This is a genomic window from Streptomyces sp. NPDC039424, assembly GCF_055639495.1.
Window position 1 is genome coordinate 1 of sequence record NZ_JBVKAI010000029.1, and the last position, 21,186, is coordinate 21,186.

Annotated in this window: 21 protein-coding genes; 9 read left to right on the forward strand and 12 right to left on the reverse strand. The window is 71.9% G+C overall.

What is annotated here, in order from left to right:
* Positions 1-2,128: TIR domain-containing protein (locus ACZ7L0_RS40325; RefSeq protein WP_471247560.1), on the reverse strand; the 2,128-nt coding region annotated here is incomplete at its 3' end.
* A 344-nt stretch (positions 2,129-2,472) separates the two neighbouring features.
* Between ACZ7L0_RS40325 and ACZ7L0_RS40330 the strand changes: the two genes are divergently transcribed.
* On the forward strand, positions 2,473-3,021 hold the full coding sequence (locus ACZ7L0_RS40330; protein WP_471247561.1) for a DUF1062 domain-containing protein: 549 nt from the start codon (positions 2,473-2,475) through the stop codon (positions 3,019-3,021).
* A 141-nt stretch (positions 3,022-3,162) separates the two neighbouring features.
* Here ACZ7L0_RS40330 and ACZ7L0_RS40335 read toward each other — a convergent pair whose 3' ends face one another.
* Complete coding sequence (locus ACZ7L0_RS40335) at positions 3,163-4,521, reverse strand: variant leucine-rich repeat-containing protein (protein WP_471247562.1); 1,359 nt, start codon at positions 4,519-4,521, stop codon at positions 3,163-3,165.
* 192 nt (positions 4,522-4,713) lie between these two features.
* Here ACZ7L0_RS40335 and ACZ7L0_RS40340 point away from each other — a divergent pair, with 192 nt between their 5' ends.
* The gene (locus tag ACZ7L0_RS40340; RefSeq protein WP_471247563.1) at positions 4,714-4,920 is read left to right on the forward strand and encodes a hypothetical protein; all 207 of its coding nucleotides are present in this window, start codon (positions 4,714-4,716) and stop codon (positions 4,918-4,920) included.
* Positions 4,921-5,059: 139 nt separating this feature from the next.
* Here the strand turns inward: ACZ7L0_RS40340 and ACZ7L0_RS40345 are convergent, their stop codons facing one another.
* Entirely contained in the window at positions 5,060-5,821 is a 762-nt protein-coding gene (locus tag ACZ7L0_RS40345; RefSeq protein WP_471247564.1) for a phosphoglyceromutase, read from the reverse strand.
* A gap of 173 nt (positions 5,822-5,994) precedes the next feature.
* Here ACZ7L0_RS40345 and ACZ7L0_RS40350 point away from each other — a divergent pair, with 173 nt between their 5' ends.
* Positions 5,995-7,257: an MDR family MFS transporter gene (locus ACZ7L0_RS40350; RefSeq protein WP_471247565.1), complete on the forward strand. Its 1,263-nt coding sequence runs from the start codon at positions 5,995-5,997 to the stop codon at positions 7,255-7,257.
* A 19-nt stretch (positions 7,258-7,276) separates the two neighbouring features.
* Complete coding sequence (locus ACZ7L0_RS40355; RefSeq protein ID WP_471247566.1) at positions 7,277-7,801, forward strand: hypothetical protein; 525 nt, start codon at positions 7,277-7,279, stop codon at positions 7,799-7,801.
* An 18-nt stretch (positions 7,802-7,819) separates the two neighbouring features.
* On the opposite strand, the gene ACZ7L0_RS40360 is transcribed toward ACZ7L0_RS40355, so the two are convergent.
* Positions 7,820-8,245, reverse strand: a complete 426-nt coding sequence (locus tag ACZ7L0_RS40360; protein WP_471247567.1) for a DUF2000 family protein — start codon at positions 8,243-8,245, stop codon at positions 7,820-7,822.
* A 49-nt stretch (positions 8,246-8,294) separates the two neighbouring features.
* Here ACZ7L0_RS40360 and ACZ7L0_RS40365 point away from each other — a divergent pair, with 49 nt between their 5' ends.
* A complete protein-coding gene (locus ACZ7L0_RS40365; protein WP_471247568.1) occupies positions 8,295-9,119 on the forward strand; it encodes a helix-turn-helix transcriptional regulator in 825 nt (274 codons plus the stop codon).
* Here the strand turns inward: ACZ7L0_RS40365 and ACZ7L0_RS40370 are convergent.
* From ACZ7L0_RS40370 to mshA, 3 genes are all read right to left on the reverse strand, one after another.
* Complete coding sequence (locus tag ACZ7L0_RS40370; protein ID WP_471247569.1) at positions 9,098-10,774, reverse strand: glycosyl hydrolase family 28-related protein; 1,677 nt, start codon at positions 10,772-10,774, stop codon at positions 9,098-9,100. The genes ACZ7L0_RS40365 and ACZ7L0_RS40370 overlap by 22 nt on opposite strands.
* 92 nt (positions 10,775-10,866) lie before the next feature.
* Positions 10,867-11,376 carry a type III secretion system chaperone family protein gene (locus ACZ7L0_RS40375; protein WP_471247570.1) on the reverse strand — a complete coding sequence of 170 codons (510 nt, stop codon included), beginning with the start codon at positions 11,374-11,376 and terminating at the stop codon, positions 10,867-10,869.
* The gene (mshA, locus tag ACZ7L0_RS40380; RefSeq protein ID WP_471247571.1) at positions 11,369-12,706 is read right to left on the reverse strand and encodes a D-inositol-3-phosphate glycosyltransferase; all 1,338 of its coding nucleotides are present in this window, start codon (positions 12,704-12,706) and stop codon (positions 11,369-11,371) included. The genes ACZ7L0_RS40375 and mshA overlap by 8 nt, the downstream gene beginning before the upstream one ends.
* A 214-nt stretch (positions 12,707-12,920) precedes the next feature.
* Here mshA and ACZ7L0_RS40385 point away from each other — a divergent pair, with 214 nt between their 5' ends.
* The 3 genes from ACZ7L0_RS40385 to ACZ7L0_RS40395 all read left to right on the forward strand — a co-directional run bounded on the left by ACZ7L0_RS40385 (position 12,921) and on the right by ACZ7L0_RS40395 (position 16,693).
* On the forward strand, positions 12,921-13,733 hold the full coding sequence (locus tag ACZ7L0_RS40385) for a class I SAM-dependent methyltransferase (RefSeq protein WP_471247572.1): 813 nt from the start codon (positions 12,921-12,923) through the stop codon (positions 13,731-13,733).
* A gap of 276 nt (positions 13,734-14,009) precedes the next feature.
* On the forward strand, positions 14,010-15,089 hold the full coding sequence (locus tag ACZ7L0_RS40390; RefSeq protein WP_471247573.1) for a C40 family peptidase: 1,080 nt from the start codon (positions 14,010-14,012) through the stop codon (positions 15,087-15,089).
* 296 nt (positions 15,090-15,385) lie between these two features.
* Complete coding sequence (locus tag ACZ7L0_RS40395; protein ID WP_471247574.1) at positions 15,386-16,693, forward strand: PP2C family protein-serine/threonine phosphatase; 1,308 nt, start codon at positions 15,386-15,388, stop codon at positions 16,691-16,693.
* A 21-nt stretch (positions 16,694-16,714) separates the two neighbouring features.
* Here the strand turns inward: ACZ7L0_RS40395 and ACZ7L0_RS40400 are convergent, their stop codons facing one another.
* From ACZ7L0_RS40400 to ACZ7L0_RS40415, 4 genes are all read right to left on the reverse strand, one after another.
* Entirely contained in the window at positions 16,715-17,059 is a 345-nt protein-coding gene (locus ACZ7L0_RS40400) for a DUF2516 family protein (protein WP_471247645.1), read from the reverse strand.
* 100 nt (positions 17,060-17,159) lie between these two features.
* Complete coding sequence (locus ACZ7L0_RS40405) at positions 17,160-17,783, reverse strand: hypothetical protein (RefSeq protein WP_471247575.1); 624 nt, start codon at positions 17,781-17,783, stop codon at positions 17,160-17,162.
* A gap of 77 nt (positions 17,784-17,860) precedes the next feature.
* Complete coding sequence (locus ACZ7L0_RS40410; protein WP_471247576.1) at positions 17,861-18,328, reverse strand: helix-turn-helix domain-containing protein; 468 nt, start codon at positions 18,326-18,328, stop codon at positions 17,861-17,863.
* 72 nt (positions 18,329-18,400) lie between these two features.
* Entirely contained in the window at positions 18,401-19,270 is an 870-nt protein-coding gene (locus ACZ7L0_RS40415; protein WP_471247577.1) for a LysR family transcriptional regulator, read from the reverse strand.
* Positions 19,271-19,381: 111 nt separating this feature from the next.
* Here ACZ7L0_RS40415 and ACZ7L0_RS40420 point away from each other — a divergent pair, with 111 nt between their 5' ends.
* Positions 19,382-20,728 (forward strand): MFS transporter, encoded by a 1,347-nt coding sequence (locus tag ACZ7L0_RS40420; RefSeq protein ID WP_471247578.1) that lies wholly within the window; start codon positions 19,382-19,384, stop codon positions 20,726-20,728.
* On the opposite strand, the gene ACZ7L0_RS40425 is transcribed toward ACZ7L0_RS40420, so the two are convergent.
* The gene (locus ACZ7L0_RS40425) at positions 20,679-21,176 is read right to left on the reverse strand and encodes an HAD domain-containing protein (RefSeq protein ID WP_471247579.1); all 498 of its coding nucleotides are present in this window, start codon (positions 21,174-21,176) and stop codon (positions 20,679-20,681) included. The two genes, ACZ7L0_RS40420 and ACZ7L0_RS40425, sit on opposite strands and share 50 nt — an antisense overlap.
* Between the last annotated feature and the right edge of the window lie 10 nt (positions 21,177-21,186).

Here is a 21,186-nt window from a genome sequence, read left to right on the forward strand (position 1 = left end):
AGCCGTCACCCGAAGCCGTACGGGTCAGCAGGTCCTCGGCGTTGTCCACGATCAACAGCACCGGCAGCCGCGGCAGCACGATCTGGCGGACCAGCTCCCAGCGCTCCCGCCAGGGGGAACTGACATCCGCCAGACCCACCGCGGCGCGCCGCAACGGGTCGTTCGTCGGTAGTTCCTCGGTCGAGCAGTAGGTGTTCAGGCGCTGCCGCAATGTCTGCAGGAGGGCGTCGACGGTACGGGCCGCGGTGGCCGACACCGGCACGATCAACCGGCCCCGGGAGCCGTAGTGGTGCAGCAGCTCAGCGGCCAGCGTGGACTTGCCGACCCCGCCGATGCCGTGCACCAGCACCCCCGCCTGCCCCGGATCCCGTAGGGCGGACAGCAACCGGCGCAGTTCGGCGCGGCGCCCGACGAACTCCCCCACCTTGCGGACCACCATCCCCTCGTCCAGCACCGCGTCCGGAACGACCGGCACCTGATCGGCGGCATGGGTGCGGTCGAACAGCGGCAGCGGCGGCCCCGCCAGGAACAGCGCCGGGGTCGCCCACTCCGGCCAGGCCGCGTACGGGTCGTTTTCCGGCAGCTGTCGGCGCCGTGTCTCCAGGGTGCGGCGGGCCTGCGAAAGCGCGGTCAGCGCGTTGGGGTGCTCGGCCCGTGCCAGCGCCTGGTAGGTCTCCGCGGCCAGCTCGGTGGCGTAGTGGTCCGTGACGGCTTCGGTCATGGCCAGCACCGCGGGAACCCCGCGGGCCAGCAACTCGCGCGCCAGACCGGCCCGGACCAGCCCCTCCGTATCGCTGGACACGGGAGTGCGGGCGGTGGAGCAGCCGGCCAGCACCACCAGCGGAACGCCCCGGTCGGTGGGCAGGCCGTCGGTCATGAAGCGCTGTGCGTCGACCTCGTCCGCCTGGCCCTGCGCGTCTTCGAGCAGCAGTATCCCCGGCTTGGCGTGGCAGGACAGGTGCAGTACGTGGAAGCGCTCCTGCTCCAGAGCATTGCGGATCTCGGCCAGGCTGCCCCAGTTCAGCACCCGCACATAGGCGCCGTGCCCGGATCGCGCGGAGTCCACCGCGTCCAGGATCCGGCCCAGCTCCCGCTCGTAGTCCAGCAGTTCACCCCCGCCGGACTCCGGGCTGGCCACCACCGCCAGAATCCGCAACGGCCCCGGCACCTGCACCGCGACGGCAGGGCTCTCCCGCCGCACCGTGCGGTACAGCTCGACATGCTCCGACAGCACCAACGGCTGCTGCTGCCCCGCGCCGGGAACAATCAGCGTCTCCCACGGCAGATCCACCCACCGCGGGTCATCCACCGCCAGCCCGATACGCAGTGACGCGTGACGCGTCCCGGCCAGCTCCACCTCTCTCGCCAGCGCGGTCGCCACATCACCGCTCGCGAACTGTTGGCCCAGGCTCTCGCCGACGGCGATCAGCGCCCCCGCCACCCCGGTGGCCGCCGCCTCTTCCGGAGGCAGCAGCCGCCGTGTGGTCAAGCCGCTCGTAGCGCGGGCGCGAACGCGCTGCAGCATCCAGATCTGCTGCTCAAGCCCGTGATCCACACCACCCGGCGGACAGGACACCTCACCGCCCGTGGTGGAGAACCCGACCGAGTCCGTGCCGATCCATAATTCCGCGTGCGTCGGCCCGTCCGGCCGGTAGGTGATCCCGTCGGGCACCACCAGCGCCCCGCCCGGCGTCGGCCGGTCCGCCGACGGCAACCCCCGTACCGCCCGGTCCAGTTGCCGCACGAGGTTCTCGTACCGCGCGGGTGAAGCCACATGGCGGAAGTCGACGTACAGTCGCGAGGCTATGAAGGGCGGTATCTCCACCTCGCCCAACAGGACCGGGATCACCCTCTGGTGTCGCGTCACCGCCTTCGCCACGGCGGCGGCGAACTCCTCGTCACACCATCCGGACTCGACCCAGTGCCGGCTGACGACGGGAACCACCGCGCCGGTCCTCGCCAGGCCGTCCTGCAACTGCGATGCCACCAGCTGGCCGCCGACCAGTTCCCACTGGTCCAGCCAGACATGGAGACCGAGTCGCTCCAGGTTCTCCGCCAGTGTCTTCGCCCACGGCTCATCCTCATGCGCATACGACACGAACGCGTCGAACCGCCCCGCCTCAGCCACACCGCACCCCCGAACAGAGCAACCCCGAGCCGCTGCCCTGGCAACGGTCAGCGAGCCGGCCACACGTTAGGGCACCTGATGGGCCCTGTGCCTGTAATGGCCTGATTGCCCCATACCCATCATCACCTCGTGATATGACCCGACCCAGCACAAGGCCAAGCGCCCGAAAACCATTGGAGCACCTCCGCTGTGCGCCAGTACCGTGCTGGCGACCCAAGTCGTCCAGGCAAGGACGTGCCCTTGTACACCCTGTGAGACCTCCCAAGCGCTGATCGGTCGCGCGTCGCGCACATGCGCCGCGCTGCTTTTTGCTGCGGACTTCTCACTGAAACCGGTGTACTTCTGTGCTCGAAAACTGGGTGGTCGCGCCCACCTGCCTGCCGCTCGTCCTCCGCCGTTGCCACACGTGCGCGTCAGAGCGCTTCCGGGCAAGCGGAAAATTCCGCGTCAACGCCAACCACAAGCTCATCGACGCCTGGCTCCTCGTGCTCTGTACCGCTTGCGGGGAAACGGCGAAGCTCACGGTCCTGGAGCGGATGAACGTGCGCTCCGTACGACCTGAGCTGCTGGATCGGCTGCACGACAACGACCCTGGCCTGACAGCCGAGCTGCTCCAGGATCCGTTCGTGCGGCGCCGTAATCGCATCGCCCTCGACTGGGACAACGCCTGGCGCCTCGACACCGGCGGATCGGATCACCTCGACCGCGAGGTGCTCGACATCTCGGTCCGCTTCGCGGCGCGGATCCCTGTTCGGCCGGTGCGACTGATCGCTGAAGGTTGCGGCCTTTCACGGGCCGAGGTCGAGAGACTGATCACGGAGGGGAACCTCGTCTCAGCAGTCCGGCTGAGCGGCAAGCTCTCCGGCGACTTCACCTTCACGCTCAAGCGCTGAGCCCTCCTCGGGGCTAGGGCCCGTCCGTGATCATGCCCCCGATCCGCGCCATAGGCGCAGGTCGGGGGCATGATCATGAAGGCTGCTTCCACCACCTCAGGTCGCCCTCGTCGGCATCGACCGCGTGAGGCTCTCGTGGAGTCACAAGCCGGCCGCGGCGAGGATTCGATACATCCGGGTCGGCCGCAGCGCGGAGTTGGCAGCGGCATCGTCGGCTACCTGGGGGTCTGGGTCAGAGAGCAGATGCTCCAGCAGCGCGTCCGTGATGTTGGGGTGACGGGCGACCCCGCGGCGCAGGAAGGGCTCGGCGGCGGCGAGTTGCTGAAGGTCTGGCACAGGTAGTTCTGGGTCTTGCAGGGCGAGGTAGCGCACGTTCGGGCTTGGTTCGTCAACGAACGTGCGCAGCATGTGACGGGGGAAGTTGGGGTGGTCGACGAGTAGCGGCCGGATGTGGAACACGTCGCCGTGTGCGCGTACCAGCCCTTCCAGGACCTCCGGTGGTGTGTCCGGCCGACGGGCGGCAGCACGACGGACCGGGAGTTCCGGGTCGTTGTCCAGCCGGCGCCATGCCTCTTCAGGTAGATCGTGACAGGAGGCCAGTACGCGCCGGAATGTTGTGTACCGACAGTCCAGGTAGGTCATCCGCTCGTTGAGGGGCGCTTCGCGCAGCCAGTCCGGTTCGGCGAAGTTCCAACTGAGCGCCACCTCGGCCTCGATGCTTCCGTCCGCGCGTTCGGCTTCTACGAGCGCATACAGTCGGTCCCGGGCTTCGGCGTCCACATGGCGACTCTGCGCAGCCGCGACCCGCACGAGCGGGTCGTCGATGTCCAGTAGCCGGGCAACCATCTCTGCCGATAGATGAGGGTTCCCGGCGACGGCTTGCTGAACCTCCTTTTCCTCGCTCCGCATGAGCTGCGCAAACTGCTCCGACGTGAGCGGGACATAGCGCGCCACGTTGACGCGCACGGCAGGGTCGGCAAGGCAACGCTCCCTCCACTCAGGCGGGACACCCGGTTGCCTGTGCTCGGTGGCGGCTGCACGGACCTGCGGATCCGGGTCGGTGAGTAGTTCCACTTGCACGGCGAGAGGCCGGTCGTACCAGGCTCGCGCGACCGCGGCGCGCAGGCTCGGACTCGTCGCGCTGACGAGTGCCGTCCGAGGCCGGCCGTAGGCTTCCTCCAGGTCATCGATGCCGATCGGCACCTTGCGGTCCACCATGTCGCGGACAAAGTCCGGGTACGCGTCACGGATCGCCGGATCGGGATGCTCGGCGATCCTTCGGCGCATCTCCGGGGAAATCCGGTCCCCGTGAAGGCCCACCGCGGTGTTGCCGTCGCCGTGCGTCAGCAGAGCCTCGACAACAGCGTCCTCCAGCCGCCCGCGACGCAGCGATATCCCGTGTCGGCCGGCCTTGTGTGCGGCCAGGCGTACCAGGACGTCCTGAGGGGCTGTTGGGTTCCGCCCCAGCCCGGACAGCCGGGGATGATCGAGGCTTGTCATGCCCTCAACCTAGTCGGGCCGCTGCGTGCCGGCGTTCCATCGGACCATCACCGGCGTCCGACGGGTCGCGTCACCGACCCCGTACCCGACAGCACTGTCACCCGAATGGCGCAACATGACGTGCCACCCACATGGGTGAAGATCAGGCTGACTAGTGGCCCCAAACGAGGCAATCCGTGAAAGGGGAACCAAATGCGCATTCGACGAATCCTCGCCGCCGTCATCGCCACGGCAGCCCTTGCCGGACTCGGCCTCACAGGCGCCGCCACCGCCACCGCACAGGGTGCCCCGTCCTACGTCACCCCTTCTCAGTGCAAGCAGGGCGGCGGAACGCCCGCGATCAATGAGACGGGCAACTACTGCAAGGGCGGTACGTACGACGGGGAGCAGGTCGACTGAACCCCACAAGGCGCCCCGCAGCCACGCGCCGCGGGGCGCTCCCGCGCGAGCGTGGCCGGGAGAGTCGCAGTCAGTCCCAGGCCGCGGAAATGCCTCCCTCCCGCGCTGAATGGGCAGGTGGGAGGCATGATCACAAAACTTACTTCTTCTTGCCCTGGTTCTTGACCGCCTCGATGGCCGCCGCAGCCGCCTCCGGGTCGAGGTACCTGCCGCCGGGGGTGACCGGCTTGAAGTCGGCGTCGAGCTCGTAGTAGAGCGGGATGCCGGTCGGGATGTTCAGGCCCGCGATGTCGGCGTCGGAGATGCCGTCGAGGTGCTTGACGAGGGCGCGGAGGCTGTTGCCGTGGGCGGCGACGAGGACCGTGCGGCCGGTGAGGAGGTCGGGGACGATGCCGTCGTACCAGTACGGGAGCATGCGGATGACGACGTCCTTCAGGCACTCCGTGCGCGGGCGCAGCTCCGGCGGGATCGTCGCGTAGCGCGCGTCGTTCGCCTGGGAGAACTCCGAGTCGTCGGCGAGCGGCGGGGGCGGGGTGTCGTACGAGCGGCGCCAGAGCATGAACTGCTCCTCGCCGAACTCGGCGAGGGTCTGGGCCTTGTCCTTGCCCTGGAGGGCGCCGTAGTGGCGCTCGTTCAGGCGCCAGCTGCGGTGGACGGGGATCCAGTGGCGGTCCGCGGCCTCCAGTGCGAGCTGCGCGGTGCGGATCGCGCGCTTCTGGAGGGAGGTGTGGACCACGTCGGGCAGCAGGCCGGCGTCCTTCAGCAGCTCACCGCCGCGGACCGCCTCCTTCTCGCCCTTCTCGTTGAGGTTCACGTCCACCCAGCCGGTGAACAGGTTCTTCGCGTTCCACTCGCTCTCGCCGTGGCGGAGGAGGATCAGCTTGTACGGTGCGTCGGCCATGCCTCAGAGCGTAATCCACGTATTCAAACCCTCGCTCGAACCGCCCGGAGGGTGGACGGCAGGGCGGACGGTCGAGGTGATCCGTTAATTCGGTGGTCCCCCGGCAGAGCTCCTTGTAAGTTGCGTATGCCACTTCCGGCGCTTACATGCCTGCATCACGGGGGAACCAGTCCATGCCACTCGCCACCGCCCTCGGACGCGCCGCCCGCGAGTCCGTCTCCGGTCTGCCCCGTGCGTTCTGGTGGCTGTGGACCAGCACGCTCGTCAACCGGCTCGGTGCGTTCGTCGCCACCTTCATGGCGTTGTACCTGACGATCGACCGGGGGTACTCGGCGTCGTACGCGGGTCTCGTCGCCTCGCTGCACGGGCTCGGTGGGGTCGTGTCCTCGCTGGGGGCGGGGGTGATGGCCGACCGGCTCGGGCGGCGGCCGACCATGCTCGTGGCGCAGGTGTCCACCGCCGCGTCCGTCGCGCTGCTCGGGTTCGTCAGCGATCCCGTCGCCATCGCGGCCGTCGCCTTTCTCGTCGGCATGGCGTCGAACGCGTCGCGGCCCGCGGTGCAGGCCATGATGGCCGACATCGTGCGGCCGGAGGACCGCGTCCGTGCCTTCTCGCTGAACTACTGGGCGATCAACCTCGGCTTCGCCGTCTCCTCCATGGCCGCCGGGTTCGTCGCCGAGGTCAGCTACCGGGCCGGCTTCCTCATCGAGGCCGGGATGACCCTGGCGTGCGCCCTGGTCGTCTTCGCGAGGCTGCCCGAGTCGCGGCCGGTGCCCACGGCCAAGGAGAGCGGGGCCGCCGACGTCGGAATCGGGACCGTGCTGCGGGACGGACGGTACATGGCCGTCGTGGGGCTTTCCTTCCTCGTCGCGCTCGTCTTCCAGCAGGGCTCGGTCGGCCTGCCGGTGGCGATGGGCAGGGCCGGGTTCTCGCCCGCGGACTACGGCATGGCCATCGCGGTCAACGGTGTGCTGATCGTCGCTCTGCAGATCCCCGTCACGCGGCTCATCGAGCACCGGGACGCGCGCACGCTCCTCGTCGTCTCGTCCCTCCTCGCCGGGTACGGCTTCGGGCTCACCGCCTTCGCCGGGTCGGTCGGCGTCTTCGCCCTCACGGTGTGCGTGTGGACGCTGGCGGAGATCGTCAACGCCCCTGTGCAGACCGGCCTGGTCGTCCGCCTCTCGCCGGTGCACGGACGGGGCCGCTACCAGGGGATGTACACCTTGTCCTGGTCGGTCGCCGCCCTGGTCGCGCCGCTGATGTCCGGCGCGGTGATCGACCGTCTCGGGGCGGAGTGGCTGTGGGGGACGTGCGCGGTCGTCGGTACGGGGGCGGCGCTCGGGTACGGGTGCCTGATGCGGCGCCTCCCGGCACCGGAACCCGCCGCCGAGGCCCCGGTCGCCTCCACCGCGCAATCCGGAGTCGGGTCCGCCTGACTCCGGCACAATCGCCAGCATGAACATCTCAGCGGTCACAACGAGCGTGCTGCTGCTCGTGGTTGGCGCTGCCGTCGGCGTCATACCGACGTACGTCATCGAACGCAGAAAGGAGCGGCACGCACTCGCCGTCCGCTGGGACCTGCCGCTCTACGACCTGTGCCGTGACCTGGCCTCCTGCCTGCGGCAGTTCGTGCACCTGGCACGCCGCTACCACCGCGCCGAGGACCAGGGCGCGCACTACAAGCGGGTCGACGAGCAGCACGCGCGGCTGCGCGGCATCGTCCAGCAGATACGGCTCCTCGGCAGCCGCGAACTCCAACAGGCGGCCCGGGAGGTCGAGCACCACGCATGGTGGGTCCGCGAGGTGCACGAGGGGCGGGAGGACGCGCTGGCCTCGTACTACGACGACGCCGAGCCGGAGACCCGGCTCCGCGACGCCACGCTCAGGCTGCTCGCGGCGGCCCGGCGTCAGCTCGGCGTGCGGGACGCGGACGACATCGTGCCCGACGACCCCATCGACCCGCGGTACGACTCCGCCTGACCTCGCCGCGAGGCCTCCTCACGGATGCATCCTGGCCCCCTTCAGCACCTTGTCCACCGCGTTCCTCGGCCCGTACACCGCCAGCCCCACCAGGTCCAGCCCGGTCGTCGCCACCGCCCGTACCGCCGCGCGGTTGTCCCGGTCGTTGCCGGTGGCGAAGAGGTCGGAGGTGAACACGGCGCGGGGCAGGGCGCGGGACAGGGCCCTGTCGTGCGCCGCCGTGAGCGTCTCCTTGCCGCCCTCGAAGACCAGCACCGGCTGGCGGAACATCGGCAGGTAGGGGACCTCGTCGGCGTCCTGGTACGGCTCCCCGACCACCTCGGGGACCGTCGTACCGAGGCCGCTGACCAGGAAGGCGGTGACGTTCAGGCGCTGCCAGGTCTCCAGGTCCTCGCGCAGGAGAACGGCGATCTTCGTGTCGAAGCGGATCGGTTCACTGTCCATGCGACGAGACTGCCGACCCGCGTGCCGCCCCGTCTTGTACGTTCTTTGCATGACCGCTCAGCTCGACGTCCGGCCGGGCGTCCGGCGGGATGTCGCCTCCGCCTGGCGCCCGCGCGTCCCGGGTGTCGTGGAGGTCTTCCACGCGCACTTCACCGGGTACGCCTATCCCATGCACGTGCACGAGGCGTGGACGCTGCTGATCGTCGACGACGGGGCCGTACGGTACGACCTGGACCGGCACGAGCACGGCACGCCGCACGACACGGTCACCCTCCTCCCCCCGCACGTGCCGCACAACGGCTCCCCCGCCACCCCGCACGGCTTCCGCAAGCGCGTCCTCTACCTCGACGCCACCCACCTGGCCGACGACCTGATCGGCCCGGCGGTCGACGCGCCCGACCTGCGCGATCCCGTACTGCGGTCGCGGGTCGGGCAGTTGCACAGGGCGCTGGCGCTGCCCGGTGAGGAGCTGGAGGCGGAGAGCAGGCTGAGCCTGGTCGGCGAGCGGCTGCGGGCGCATCTGCGGCCCCGGGCGGGTGGGCGCGAGCCCCGCCCGGATCCCGCTCTCGCCCGCCGGTTGCGGGAGCTGCTCGACGAGCGGGTCACGCGGGGGCTCGGGCTGGAGGAGGCGGCGGGGCTGCTGCACGCCCATCCCGCGCATCTCGTACGGGCGTTCAGCGGGGCGTACGGCATCGCGCCGCACCAGTACCTGATGTCCCGCCGGGTGGAGCGGGCCCGGCGGCTGCTGCTGGACGGGCTGGCGCCCGGCGCGGTGGCGGCGGAGACCGGGTTCTACGACCAGGCCCATCTCACCCGGCACTTCAGGAAGCTGGTGGGCGTGACGCCGGGGCGCTACCGGCGCAGGGCGCGCTGAGCCTCGTACAGGTTGCGGGGGCGTACGGCGTCGGTGGTGGCGTAGAGCTCCAGGCGGGAGTGCGGGTCGCCGGTGAAGTCCGGGACGTCGGTCTGGTCGAACTCGGTGACCTCGTTGAGGCCGACGGTGGCGGAGTACGGGGCCAGGCCGTCGATCTTCATCAGGCCCGCGCGGCCGTTGGTGACGCGGATGTTCCAGTGGGTGAAGCGGGCGCCGAAGAGCGGGCCGGCGCTGGCGTCGCCGCCGTGGCGGCCGTTGTTGTTCACCGTGATGTCGGTGCGGACGTCGGCGAAGGGCAGCCCGCGGTGGCTGTCGAAGGTGCCCATTTCCATCTCGCCGCGCGACCAGACGTTGTAGGAGGACAGGCCCTCGACGTTGATGCCGTGCAGCTGGGTGCCCGGCGGGGCGGGAACCGTGCGCTGTTCGATGGTGAAGTCCTCGATCAGGTTGTCGTGCGAGCCCTCACGGCAGAAGTACGGGTGGTGGGAGCCGCGTCCGGACACGCGTGTGCGGCGCAGGGTGCAGGCGGAGGCGGCCACCAGGCCGAAGCCGTTGTCGACGTGGCGGACGGTGACGTCGTCCAGCCAGCAGTCGTAGGCGCATTGGAGGACGACGCCGTTGTACCCCTTGTCGAGGAGGTGCGGGGACTGCGGGGTCTCGACCGCCTCCAGGGTCAGGCCCTCGACGCCCGAGCCGGTCAGCTCCGGTACGTGGGTGGTCAGCCGGGGGTCCCATTCGGGGCGCAGGTCGAGGGGGAGCGGGCGTTCGAGGGTGACGCGGCGGCCGTGGACGCCGGTGACGCGGACGGGCCATTCGTAGGGGACGTAGGAGGTCAGCTTGGTCTTGTCGGCCCAGGAGTAAGCCTGCGGGCCCGGGCCGCCGCCCGCCATGTGCTGCAGGAGGGTGTGGTCGGTGTCGTCGGCGACGCGGAGGAGGACGAGGGCGCCGGGGCGCAGGTGGCGGGCGTCGGCGACGGTCAGGGTCCAGGAGCCGCGGCGGGCGGGCTCGGCCGTGGTGAGGGTCGTCCACTCGTCGCGCTTGTTGCCGGTCCAGCCCTCGAAGGGCCAGGCCTTGGCGCGGACGGCGGTGACGAGGGAGTCCCAACGGGCCCTGGGAGCGAGCCAGATGAGGCCGCCCGCCCAGGACCAGGACGACTTGTCGCCGCCGTAGCGGGAACCGTAGACGCCGATCAGCTCGGTGAGGTTCTTCGTCGCGTACAGCCTCGTACGGCCGCTGCCGGCGCCGCGCAGGACGACGTGGGAGTCGCCGAGGCGGATCACGTCGTCGATGCGGAAGGTGCCGGGCGGGAGGGTGACCGTGCCACCGCCGGCCCGGGCGGCGGCGGCGAGGGCGCGGTTGATGGCGGGGGCGCAGTCGGTGCCGCCGTCCGGCACGGCGCCGAAGTCGGTCACGTCGGCGACGACCCGGTGGCGCGGGAGGCGGGTCGCGCCGCCTCGGCAGCCGGCCCGGCCGACGTAGGGGATCTGGGGGTGGGTGAAGGGGGTGCGGGTGAACTCCCGCCACAGGGACGGGACTTCCCCGTGGGAAGCGTGGGGGACTTCGCCCGCGCGGGCGGGGAGCATCACCGCCATCGCACTGCCCAGCAGGGTCCGTCTGGTGAGGTGCGCGTTGCCCATGTCCGTACGTCCTTCCATGCGGCTTTTTCATGGATGTGAACGACGTTCAGAATCACGATGGCGGTGAGCATGCCACGGAGCCCCAATGCGGGGAAGGGGGCGGTAAGGAGTCAGTCGGTCGGGCGCTTGGTCAGATGACTGAACGCGTCCAGGTTCCGCGTGGACTCGCCGCGGGACACCCGCCACGCGTACTCCTTGCGGATCGCGGAGGCGAAGCCCAGCTCCAGAAGGGTGTTGAAGCTGCCGTCCGCCGCCTCCAGGACCTGGCCGAGCAGGCGGTCGACCTCGTCGGCGGTGACGGCGGCGAGGGGGAGCCGGGCGGTGACGTAGACGTCGCCGAGCGGGTCGACGGCGTAACTCACGCCGTAGAGCTTGAGGTTGCGCTCCAGGAGCCAGCGGTGGACGGCGGCCTCGTTCTCGTCGGGGTGGCGGATGACGAAGGCGTTCAGGGAGAGGGAGTGGCGGCCGACGAGGAGGGAGACCGTCGTGGACAGCTTGCGGGTGCCGGGGAGCTTGACGACGTAGTTGCCGGGCTCGGGGCTCTCCCACTCCAGTTCGGCGTCCTTGAGGACGCCCTCGATGACCTGCGTCGCACGCCGCTGCTCCGGAACCTCACGCATGGTGGGAGCGTACGCGACGGCGATGGGACTGGGTCGCGGCCGTGTACACGTCGGCGGTGGCGGCGGCGGAGGCGTCCCAGCCGAAACATCGCGCGTGCCCGGCCGCCGCCGCGCCCATACGGGACGCCAGCTCCGGCGCGTCCGCGAAACGGCCGAGCACGCGCGCGTAGTCGGCCGGATCGTGCCCCTGGACCAGGAATCCGGTCTCGCCGTCCCGGACCGCCACCGGGAGCCCGCCGACCGCCGCCGCGAGCACCGGGGTCCCGGCCGCCTGGGCCTCTATGGCGACCAGGCCGAAGGACTCGCTGTAGGACGGCATGACCAGCACGGACGCGGCCCGGAACCAGTCGGCGAGCTGCTCCTGGCCGACCGGCGGGCGGAACCGTACGACATCGGCTATGCCGAGCCGCGCGGCGAGCTTCTGCAGGCCCTCGGGCTTGGCCAGGCCGCTGCCGCTGGGGCCGCCGACGACGGGCACGAGGATGCGGGAGCGCAGCTCGGGGCGCTCGTCGAGGAGGACGGCGACGGCGCGCAGGAGTATGTCGGGGGCCTTGAGGGGCTGGATGCGGCCCGCGAAGACGGGGATCAGGGCGTCCTGCGGGAGGTCCAGACGGGCCCGGGCCGCGGCGCGGCCGTCGGCCGGGCGGAAGCGGTCGAGGTTCACGCCGGGGTGGACGACCGCGACCTTCGCGGCGTCGGCCGCGTAGTGCCGGACGAGTTCGTCGGCCTCCTCGGCGGTGTTGGCGATCAGCCGGTCGGCGGCGGCGACGATCTGGGTCTCGCCGATGACGCGGGCGGCGGGCTCGGGGGTGTCGCCGTCGGCCAGGTTGGCGTTCTTGACCTTGGCCATGGTGTGCATGGCGTGCACCAGGGGGACGCCCCAGCGCTGGGCGGCGAGCCAGCCTACGTGGCCGGAGAGCCAGTAGTGGGAGTGCACGAGGTCGTAGTGGCCGGGGCGGTGGCCGGCCCAGGCCTGCATCACGCCGTGGGTGAAGGCGCACAGCTGGGCCGGGAGGTCCTCCTTGGCGAGGCCCTCGTAGGGGCCGGCGTCCACGTGCCGGACGAGGACGCCGGGGGCCAGTTCGACGGTGGGCGGGAGGCCTCCGGAGGTGGCCCGGGTGAAGATCTCGACCTCGATGTTGAGGGCGGCCAGGCGCTGGGCCAGTTCCACGATGTAGACGTTCATGCCGCCGGCGTCGCCGGTGCCGGGCTGGTGGAGCGGTGAGGTGTGCACGGAGAGCATGGCGACGCGGCGGGGCCTGCGGTGCAGCCTGAGCCGCGAGGGAGCCGCCGCAGAGCGACGCCCGAGCCTGCTGACGTACTGGCTCACGTGGCGTTCCTCCTTGCTGCGGGCATGGCGGTCGGAGGACGCACGGCACCCTCCAAGGGGGTGAAACAGCGGTGAGGGCGGTCGCCATTCCCCTGCGGGCGCTTTTGCCGAATCATTACCGCGACTCGCTCAACCGTTCGAGGTCGGACCGCCGCCCCGGCCCGGATACCCGGGAGCCGGCCGGGGGATTCCGGCGCCGCATACCCTCGTACCCATGACAACCCGCGCGACGACCCGCCCCGTGGGCACGGTGACGCGCGGGACGACCAACCCCAACCGGCTGCGCCGCATGGACCGCTGGATAGCCGCGGCCCACGGCGCGGAACTCCGCCGGGCCGCCGACCCGGTCGCGGTCGACCTCGGGTACGGCGCCGCCCCCTGGACGGCGGTCGAACTGCTCACCCGCCTCCGCACGGCGGCGCCCCGCGCGCGTGTCGTCGGCGTGGAGATCGAACCGGCCCGGGTGGCGGCGGCGAAGCCGTACGAGCGGGCGGGACTGGCCTTCCGGCACGGCGGGTTCGAGATCCCCGTCCCGGGGCGGCCCCAGCTCATCCGGGCCGCCAACGTCCTCAGGCAGTACGACGAGGACCAAGTGGCCGCCGTCTGGGAGCGGCTGTGCGCACGGCTCGCCCCGGCGGCCGGGAACGCGCGGGGCGGGCTGCTGGTCGAGGGGACCTGCGACGAGATCGGGCGGCGGCACGTGTGGGTGGCGCTCGGCCCGGAGGGGCCGCGGACGGTGACCTTCGCGGCCCGGCTGGGTTCGCTGCAGCGCCCGTCGGACCTGGCCGAACGGCTGCCGAAGGCGCTCATCCACCGCAATGTGCCCGGCGAGCCGGTGCACGCCTTCCTGCGTGACTTCGACCGCGCCTGGGCGGCTGCCGCGCCCTACGCCTCCTACGGCGCCCGCCAGCGCTGGATCCGTACCGTGCGGGACCTGACGGCCGACTGGCCGGTGACGGACTCGCCGGCGCGGTGGCGGCAGGGCGAAGTGACCGTGGCGTGGGGAGCGTTGGCGCCCCGGCGCTGAGCCCCCCTTCGCCGACCCCCCGCGTGCCCCCTCGACCGCCCCCTCGACCGCCCCCTCGACCGCCCCCTCGACCGCCCCCTCGACCGCCCCCTCGACCGCCCCGATGGAACGATCTCCGTGAGTCGTTCGTCACAAAGGCGGGGAGATCGTCATGCCGGGGAGGGAGTGGGGGGAGGGACCCCACCGGGTACGACCTCTGTCGCTTTGCGCCGCGCCGTGGCACGATCCCCAGGCGTCCGTAAGTTACTGACGGTAAATCAGGTTGGGGGCAGGGGTATGGGGACGGGCAAGCGCGGTCTGCTCACGGCGGCCGTGACCGTGGTCTGCGCGGTCACCGTGCTGGCGGCGCCGGGCACGGCGTTCGCGAGTCCCGATCCCACACCGACGGCGTCCCCCAGCGCGTCGGCGACTCCCGCGGCCGACAAGGACCTTGAGAAGGTCCGCGAGAAGCTCGACAAGCTCTACCACGACGCGGCGGTCGCCACCGACGCCTACAACGCGGCCGAGGAGAAGTCCGAGAAGCAGTCGGCCGAGATCGTCAAGCTGGCGAAGAAGATCGTCAAAGGCCAGAAGAAGCTGGACAAGCTGAAGGACCGGGCCGGCGCCGCCGCCCGCGCCCAGTACCGCGGCGGCGGGCTGCCGGACGGGGCCAAGCTGGTGCTCAGCGACGACCCGGGGCAGTTCCTCGACGGGGCCGGACGGGTGCTCCAGGGCCAGCGCGCCACCAAGGGCCTCATCGCGGAGCTGACCCGCACCCAGGCCGACTTGAAGCAGTACGCCAAGGACGCCTCCGCCCAGTGGGACAGGCTGGAGGCGCACCGCAAGGCGAAGGCCGCCGCCAAGAAGAAGATCAAGCAGCAGATCGACGCCGCCGAGAAGCTCGAGGAGCAGCTGGAGCAGAAGGAGAAAGAGCGCCTGGCCAAGCTGGAGCAGCAGGCCGCCCACAAGGCGCAGACCGCCTGGCTGGACACCGGCATCCTCGACGAGATCAACGGCAAGGCGTCCGAGCAGGGCAAGAAGGCGGTCGCGTTCGCGACCGACCAGATGGGCAAGCCGTACGAATGGGGTGCCGAGGGCCCGGACAGCTACGACTGCTCCGGCCTGACCTCGCAGGCCTGGGCGAACGCCGGCCACCCCATCCCGCGCACCTCGCAGGAGCAGTGGAAGCAGCTGCGGCACGTGGACGTGCAGGACATGCGGCCCGGGGACCTGATCATCTACTTCGACGACGCCAGTCACGTGGGGATGTACGTGGGCGACGGCGCCGTCATCCACGCCCCGCGCCCGGGACGGACGGTGACGCTCGCCGGGGCGGGGTCGATGCCGATCCTCGGGGTGGTCCGGCCGGACGCGTGAAGCCGAAGTCCGTAAGGCCCGGAATGCCCGAAGACTGACGTGATGTACGCCATGTGACCCAGTGCACGCCCCAACAGCCGCCCAAACTCCGGCAGGACGTGACCTTCGTCATCCCCCAACCCGGGTCAGCCTGTCCAACTGCGGTACAAAACGCGGCATATGACAGTGGCGGCAGGCCGAGCGGTCCAGCTCACACCATTCCGTTGCGGTGGCGAGTACCGCTATGGTCCCCAGTCGGGTGGGTCGAGGTCCCTCGCCCCGCCATGCCCTCGGGGGGAGGGAAGGAACCCAGGACGATGCCCGTACCCGTACCGCGGCAGAGAGCGATCCCGGCCGCGGAGAGTGGTCAGGCGCAGGCCGCCGCGCGCCCGGCAGGCGGTCCCCTCAAGGAAGAGGCCAACCGCGACGAGGCCGCCGCGCACACCAACGCGGCCGGCACCACTCTCACCCTGCTGCTGATCGAGGACGACCCCGGCGGCTCGCCGATCGTGCCCGAACTGCTGGACTCGGCCGGCAAGCCGATCCGGGTGCGCACCGCGCGCAACCTCACCGAGGCCGGACGGCTGCTCACCGACGACGTCCACTGCATCCTGCTGGACCTCGCGCTGCCCTCCCCCGGCGGCGCCGGTGACGACGAGCTCGCCGTGCTCCGGCACGTCCTCGAGCTCGCGCCCCGGCACGCCGTGCTCGCGCTCACCGCGTCCGGCGACGCCGAGCGCGGCACCGAGGCCGTGCGCGTGGGCGCCCAGGACTACCTCTTCCGGGACGAACTCGACGGACGGCTGCTGAGCCGCGCCATCCGGTACGCGGTGGAGCGCAAGCGGTCCGACTCGGCCGAGCGGCGCCTGGCCGAGGGCCGGGTGCGGGCCCAGGAGAACCGCCGATTGGAGCGGGGCCTGCTGCCCACGCCTCTGCTGGAGGGCTCCTCGCTGCGGTTCGCCGCCCGCTACCGCCCCGGCCGCCAGCGCGCCCTGCTCGGCGGCGACTTCTACGACTGCGTGCGCACGCCCGACGGCACCGTGCACGCCATGATCGGCGACGTCTGCGGCCATGGACCGGACGAGGCGGCGCTCGGCGTGGAGCTGCGCATCGCCTGGCGGGCGCTGACGCTGGCCGGCCTGTGCGGGGACGAGCTGCTGGGGACCCTTCAGGAGGTGCTGGAGCACGAGCGCGCGGACGACGAGATCTTCGCGACGCTCTGCACGGTGGACATCTCCCCGGACGGCCGCCGCGCGGGCCTGTGCCTGGCCGGCCACCCGTCGCCGCTGATCGCCCGCCCCGGCCGGCCCGCGGAACTCCTGCCGTACGACAACAACGGCCCCGCCCTCGGTCTGCTCCCCGGCGCTCGCTGGCCGCGGATGCAGGTGGAGCTGGGCGCCGAGTGGAGCCTGATGCTCTACACCGACGGTTTGATCGAGGGCCGGGTCGGCGTGGGCGGGGAACGCCTCGGCCAGGACGGCATGGTGGAGATGGTGCGCCGCCAGCTCGCCCGCGGCCTGAACGGCGAGGACCTGCTGCGGGCCGCGGTCAGCGAGGTCCGCGACCTCAACGGCGGTGAGCTGACGGACGACGTGGCGGTGGTCCTGCTGGACCGGGTGCCGTAGGCGCCGTGATCGGCGCGGGGCTCACCGGCCGCCGTTGTAGGGACCGTACGGACCGTCGCTGCTGCTGCCGCGGCGGCGGCCCCAGCCGCTGCCGCCCGAGATCTGGCGCAGCGCGGGGCGCACGTCCACGATGTAGACGATGCTCGCCACCAGGCCGGCGATCGGCAGCATGGACAGGATCGAGAACAGGTAGCTCACCACGAGCGCGATGCCCAGGATGATCAGCCAGAACACCTTGTTCTGCTTGTCGGCCGCGCGGAAGGCGTCCTCACGCCGGAACGCGGCGTCGAACAGCCCGAACGCGGCCAGGCCCATCAAAACGATCTTCAGCAGTCCCAAGAACCCCGCGAAGCCCAACATCAGCATGCTGCCCACCGCCCGTTGTCTCCCGATCCCTACGCGGCCACCGTACCCGTAGAACGGGCCGGGCACCCCAGGGGTGCCCGGCCCGTGTGCGCGCCTTCGGTCACTTGGCCGGAGGCGTCGTCTTCTTGGCGGGGGCGGGCTTGCGGGCCGCCGGCGCCTTCTTGGCGACGGGCTTCTTCGCGTCGGCGGGCTCGGCCTTGACCTCGGCGGGCTTGACGGCCGCCGCCTCGGCGGGCTTGGCCGGCTCGCCCTTGGGCTCGACGGCGATGGCGAGCTCCTCGATCTCCTCGGCGGCCTCGCCGCGCCAGGTGCGCACGGTCTGCTCGCCGTGCTCGGCGACCTTCTCGTAGGTCTCGCGGGCCTTCACGGCGTACTCGGCGGCGACGCCGACACCGCGCAGGGCGAGGTCCTGGGCGGACTCGCCGAGCTTCTTCAGGTCGCCGTCGATGGTGCCGAAGAACTCGGTGACCTTGGTCTGGAGGTTCTCCTGCGCCTCCTTGGCCTTGGCGCCAGCCTCCTTGGCCCGGGTGGCGGCCTTCTCCTGCACGGCCTTGGGGTCGGTGTTGCGCACGGCCTCGATGCGGGCCGGGGCCTCGGCGCGCAGCTGCTCGACCAGGGCGGGCACCTTCTTGGCCTGCTGGAGGGCCAGGTCGGCGGTACCGGCGGCGAAGTAGAGCGGGGTCGGGTCGCTGAGGGTCTTGCGCAGGTCGTCGGTGATGGCCATGGTGATGGTCCTCCCGGATTCACGTTCGGCTGAGGGTTTTGTGGTCCGCGGCAGGGCGGCCGGCGCCCTGGTCCGGTTCAACTGGCCGTCTGCTGCGGATCTGTGTCGGCATCGGCATCACTGCCGCCGACCGTGCGGGTGCCGCGCACGGCGGCGTCGAGGGGCTGTCCGTCGACCGCGTCCACCGCGTCGCCCCCGAATCCGTTCTCCTTGCGAAAGGACTCGTAGATCTGCAGAAGCACCTGCTTCTGCCGCTCGTTGAGCGTGGGATCGGCGAGGATGACGGCACGCGTCTCCACCTCGTCCCGGTCCCGCTCCGCGTCGAGGATCCCGGCCCGCACATACAGCGTCTCGGCGGAGATCCGCAGCGCCTTCGCGACCTGCTGCAGCACCTCCGCGCTCGGCTTGCGCAGCCCGCGCTCGATCTGGCTCAGATACGGATTGGACACCCCGGCGGCGTCGGCGAGCTGCCTGAGCGACAGCTGCGCGTTGCGCCGCTGCTCGCGCAGGTACTCACCGAGATTGCCGACGTTGAGCGATGCCATGCCTCCACCTTGCCCCACCCGCGCTAACAATTGCAAGCACCCGCTTGCAATAGTGTGCCGCGCCACGTCTTCTCACCCACTCGCCGCGTACAACAGCTCCCGCCCCACCCCTTCCGCCCCGCTGTCCCACACCAGCCGCAGGCTCAGGTCCGGCGTGGGGAGGGCGAGCCGGACCAGGCGCCCGGAGGCCAGGGAACCGGCCACCGCGAAGTGCGGGAGGAGGGCGATGCCCAGCCCCTGTTCCGCCCAGGCGCGCATCACCGCGACACCGCCGGCCCGGACGCGGCGTACCTCGGGGCCGAGGAGGTGGTCGGCGGCGAGGCGGAAGGAGCACTGCTCGGCGTTGACGAGGAGGCGTTCGCCGGCGAGGTCGGCCGGGGTGAGGGGGCGGCCGACCAGGGGATGGTCCGGGGCGGCCACCAGGTCGAGGGGGACCGTGTCGACGTCGAGGGTCGACAGCGGCGCCGGGGGGACCGGGAAACCGAGGTCGCCGAGGGCCTTGCCGTGGTCCAGGAGGAGGGCCGCGGTCAGCTCGCCGGAGAGGAGTTCGGCCAGGAGCCGGTCCCGGTCGGCCGTCACCCGGACCTCGACCTCCAGGGTGGGATCGCGCCGGGCCAGCCGCTGCAGAACCGCGGGGACGCAGGTCGCGGCGATCGTCTCCAGCGCGCCCAGACGGAGCAGCGGCGGGCCGCCGCTCACCTCACGGGCCGCGCGTTCCGCCTGCTCCAGCAGCCGCCGCGCCCACAGCGCCATGCGGTCACCCGCCGCCGTCGCCCGCATCCCCGACGCCGTACGGTCGAACAACGCCACACCGACCGACCGCTCCAGCGCCCGGATCTGCGCCGACACCGACGACGGCGCGAGACCGAGGGCGTGGGCGGCCTCCGTGACCGTGCCGTGCCGCAACACCGCCTGGAACGTCCGCAACTGGCGCAGCTCCATCGCGTCCGTCCACTCCCCCTCGGCGTCCGGTGGTGGCGTTCGGTTTTCCCGAACGGAGTGTACGGATTCGCCGGTGGAGCAACTGCCGTGCCCCGCCGCACAGTTCCCCGCATGTCCCTTCTCCTCGGCATCTCCCTCGGCTACTTCATGGTGCTGCTCGACACCACCGTCCTGTCCGTCGCCGAACCCGACCTCGCCGCCTCCCTGCACACCTCCGTGACCGGGTTGCAGTGGGCGACCACCGGATACACCGTCGTCTTCGCCGCCCTGCTGCTGTCGGCGGGCGCGCTGGCCGACCGGCTCGGGGCGCACCGCGTCTTCCGGGGCGGTGTCGCGCTGTTCGCGGCCGGGTCGGCGCTGTGCGCGGCGGCGCCGGACGTGGGCGTGCTGGTGGCGGTGCGGGCGGTGCTCGGCGCCGCCGCGGCGGCCTGCGTGCCGTCGTCGCTGGCACTGCTCGGCCGGCTCTACCCCGACCGGGCCGCGCATGCCCGGGCGGTCGCGGCCTGGGCGGCGATCAGCGGGGCGGCCGTGGCGGCGGGCCCGCTCGTCGGCGGGGCGCTGGTCGGCGCGGCCGGCTGGCGCGCGGTCTTCCTCGTCAACCTGCCCCTCGGCGCGCTGACGCTGGCACTGACCGCGTCCCGCCGTCTGCACTGCCCGCGCGGCGACCGGCGGCTGGACTGGCCCGCCCAGCTCGCCGCCTGTCTCTTCCTGGCGCTGGCCACGGACGGCTGCATCGCGGCGGGCGGCCGGCTGTGGGGCCGTACGGCCCTGTCGCTGGCCGGAGCCGGCCTCGCCGCCCTGGTCTTCGCCCGCCTGGAGCACCGCAGCACCTCCCCCGTCCTGAACCGGGCCCTGCTGCGCGCCCCGGTCGTACGGGCCGGGCTCGGGGCGGGCGCGGCGGTGAACCTGACCCTCACCGGCTGTCTGTTCGTCCTGCCGCTGTTCCTCCGGGAGCGGGGCCTGGGCCCGGTGGCCACGGGGCTCGCCTTCCTGCCGCTGACGGTCCCCTTCGCCGTCAACCCGCCGCTGACCGGGCGACTCGTCGCCAAGGCGGGCCCGCGCCCGCCGGTGCTCGCCGGACTCGCCCTCCTGGCCACCGGCACCGCGGCCCTCGCGGTGGCCGCCGCACTCGACGCCCCCTACGCCTGGCTCGCCCCCGGCCTGCTGCTCACCGGCCTCGGCGTCTCCTTCGCCCTCCCCGCCCTGGTCACCACCGTGGTGACCGCCGCTCCCCCGGGCACAGGCGGTGCGGCGGGCGGACTGCTCAACGCCGTACGACAGGCCGGCGCGAGCCTCGGCGTGGCCACTCTGGGGGCACCCCTCGCGGCGGGCACCACGACGGGGACACCCTGGGCCTTCCTGCTCGCCGCGCTCGCGTGTGCGCTCGCGGGCCTGTGGTTCGGGCGTACTACGGCCGATGTAGCGCGGGACCCCGCAGCCACTCTCCCAGTGCCGTGAAGTCCGCGTCCGTCAGCCCGCGGCGGTGTTCCACGCGGTGCAGCAGGGCCCGGCCCGGGTGGTGGGCGGCCACCCAGGCGCGGTCGGCCTCGGTGACCTCGTCGTCGAGCCAGACGAAGGGGCGGCCGGCCGCCCAGGCGACGAGGGGGCGGGTCTTCCAGTGCAGGAGGCCCGGCGGCTCGTCCTCGTCCGGCCAGTCCACGACCGGGAGCCGGGGCAGTCCGAGCCAGGGGGCGACGCAGGCGTTGGCGTCGTCCAGCCAGGTGGTCGCCCACACCAGCTCGCAGCCCAGGGCGGCCAGCCGGGGGCCGAGGCCGGGGTCGATCCGGGTCAGCATGGGGTGGTCGGCGACGGCCGCCGCCGGCACACCGCCCGTCTCGTACACGGGGTACGGGTCGTCCGCGCCGAACGGCAGCAGTGTCCCGTCGACATCCAGGAAGAGCAGCATCACCGGCCAG

Coding starts and splice junctions, on each gene's coding strand:
- ACZ7L0_RS40335 (WP_471247562.1), bottom strand. CDS start 4,521: ATGACAAGCCTCGATCATCCCCGGCTGTCCGGGCTGGGGCGGAACCCA.
- ACZ7L0_RS40340 (WP_471247563.1), top strand. CDS start 4,714: ATGCGCATTCGACGAATCCTCGCCGCCGTCATCGCCACGGCAGCCCTT.
- ACZ7L0_RS40345 (WP_471247564.1), bottom strand. CDS start 5,821: ATGGCCGACGCACCGTACAAGCTGATCCTCCTCCGCCACGGCGAGAGC.
- ACZ7L0_RS40350 (WP_471247565.1), top strand. CDS start 5,995: ATGCCACTCGCCACCGCCCTCGGACGCGCCGCCCGCGAGTCCGTCTCC.
- ACZ7L0_RS40355 (WP_471247566.1), top strand. CDS start 7,277: ATGAACATCTCAGCGGTCACAACGAGCGTGCTGCTGCTCGTGGTTGGC.
- ACZ7L0_RS40360 (WP_471247567.1), bottom strand. CDS start 8,245: ATGGACAGTGAACCGATCCGCTTCGACACGAAGATCGCCGTTCTCCTG.
- ACZ7L0_RS40365 (WP_471247568.1), top strand. CDS start 8,295: ATGACCGCTCAGCTCGACGTCCGGCCGGGCGTCCGGCGGGATGTCGCC.
- ACZ7L0_RS40370 (WP_471247569.1), bottom strand. CDS start 10,774: ATGGAAGGACGTACGGACATGGGCAACGCGCACCTCACCAGACGGACC.
- ACZ7L0_RS40375 (WP_471247570.1), bottom strand. CDS start 11,376: ATGCGTGAGGTTCCGGAGCAGCGGCGTGCGACGCAGGTCATCGAGGGC.
- ACZ7L0_RS40385 (WP_471247572.1), top strand. CDS start 12,921: ATGACAACCCGCGCGACGACCCGCCCCGTGGGCACGGTGACGCGCGGG.
- ACZ7L0_RS40390 (WP_471247573.1), top strand. CDS start 14,010: ATGGGGACGGGCAAGCGCGGTCTGCTCACGGCGGCCGTGACCGTGGTC.
- ACZ7L0_RS40395 (WP_471247574.1), top strand. CDS start 15,386: ATGCCCGTACCCGTACCGCGGCAGAGAGCGATCCCGGCCGCGGAGAGT.
- ACZ7L0_RS40400 (WP_471247645.1), bottom strand. CDS start 17,059: ATGCTGATGTTGGGCTTCGCGGGGTTCTTGGGACTGCTGAAGATCGTT.
- ACZ7L0_RS40405 (WP_471247575.1), bottom strand. CDS start 17,783: ATGGCCATCACCGACGACCTGCGCAAGACCCTCAGCGACCCGACCCCG.
- ACZ7L0_RS40410 (WP_471247576.1), bottom strand. CDS start 18,328: ATGGCATCGCTCAACGTCGGCAATCTCGGTGAGTACCTGCGCGAGCAG.
- ACZ7L0_RS40415 (WP_471247577.1), bottom strand. CDS start 19,270: ATGGAGCTGCGCCAGTTGCGGACGTTCCAGGCGGTGTTGCGGCACGGC.
- ACZ7L0_RS40420 (WP_471247578.1), top strand. CDS start 19,382: ATGTCCCTTCTCCTCGGCATCTCCCTCGGCTACTTCATGGTGCTGCTC.
- ACZ7L0_RS40425 (WP_471247579.1), bottom strand. CDS start 21,176: ATGCTGCTCTTCCTGGATGTCGACGGGACACTGCTGCCGTTCGGCGCG.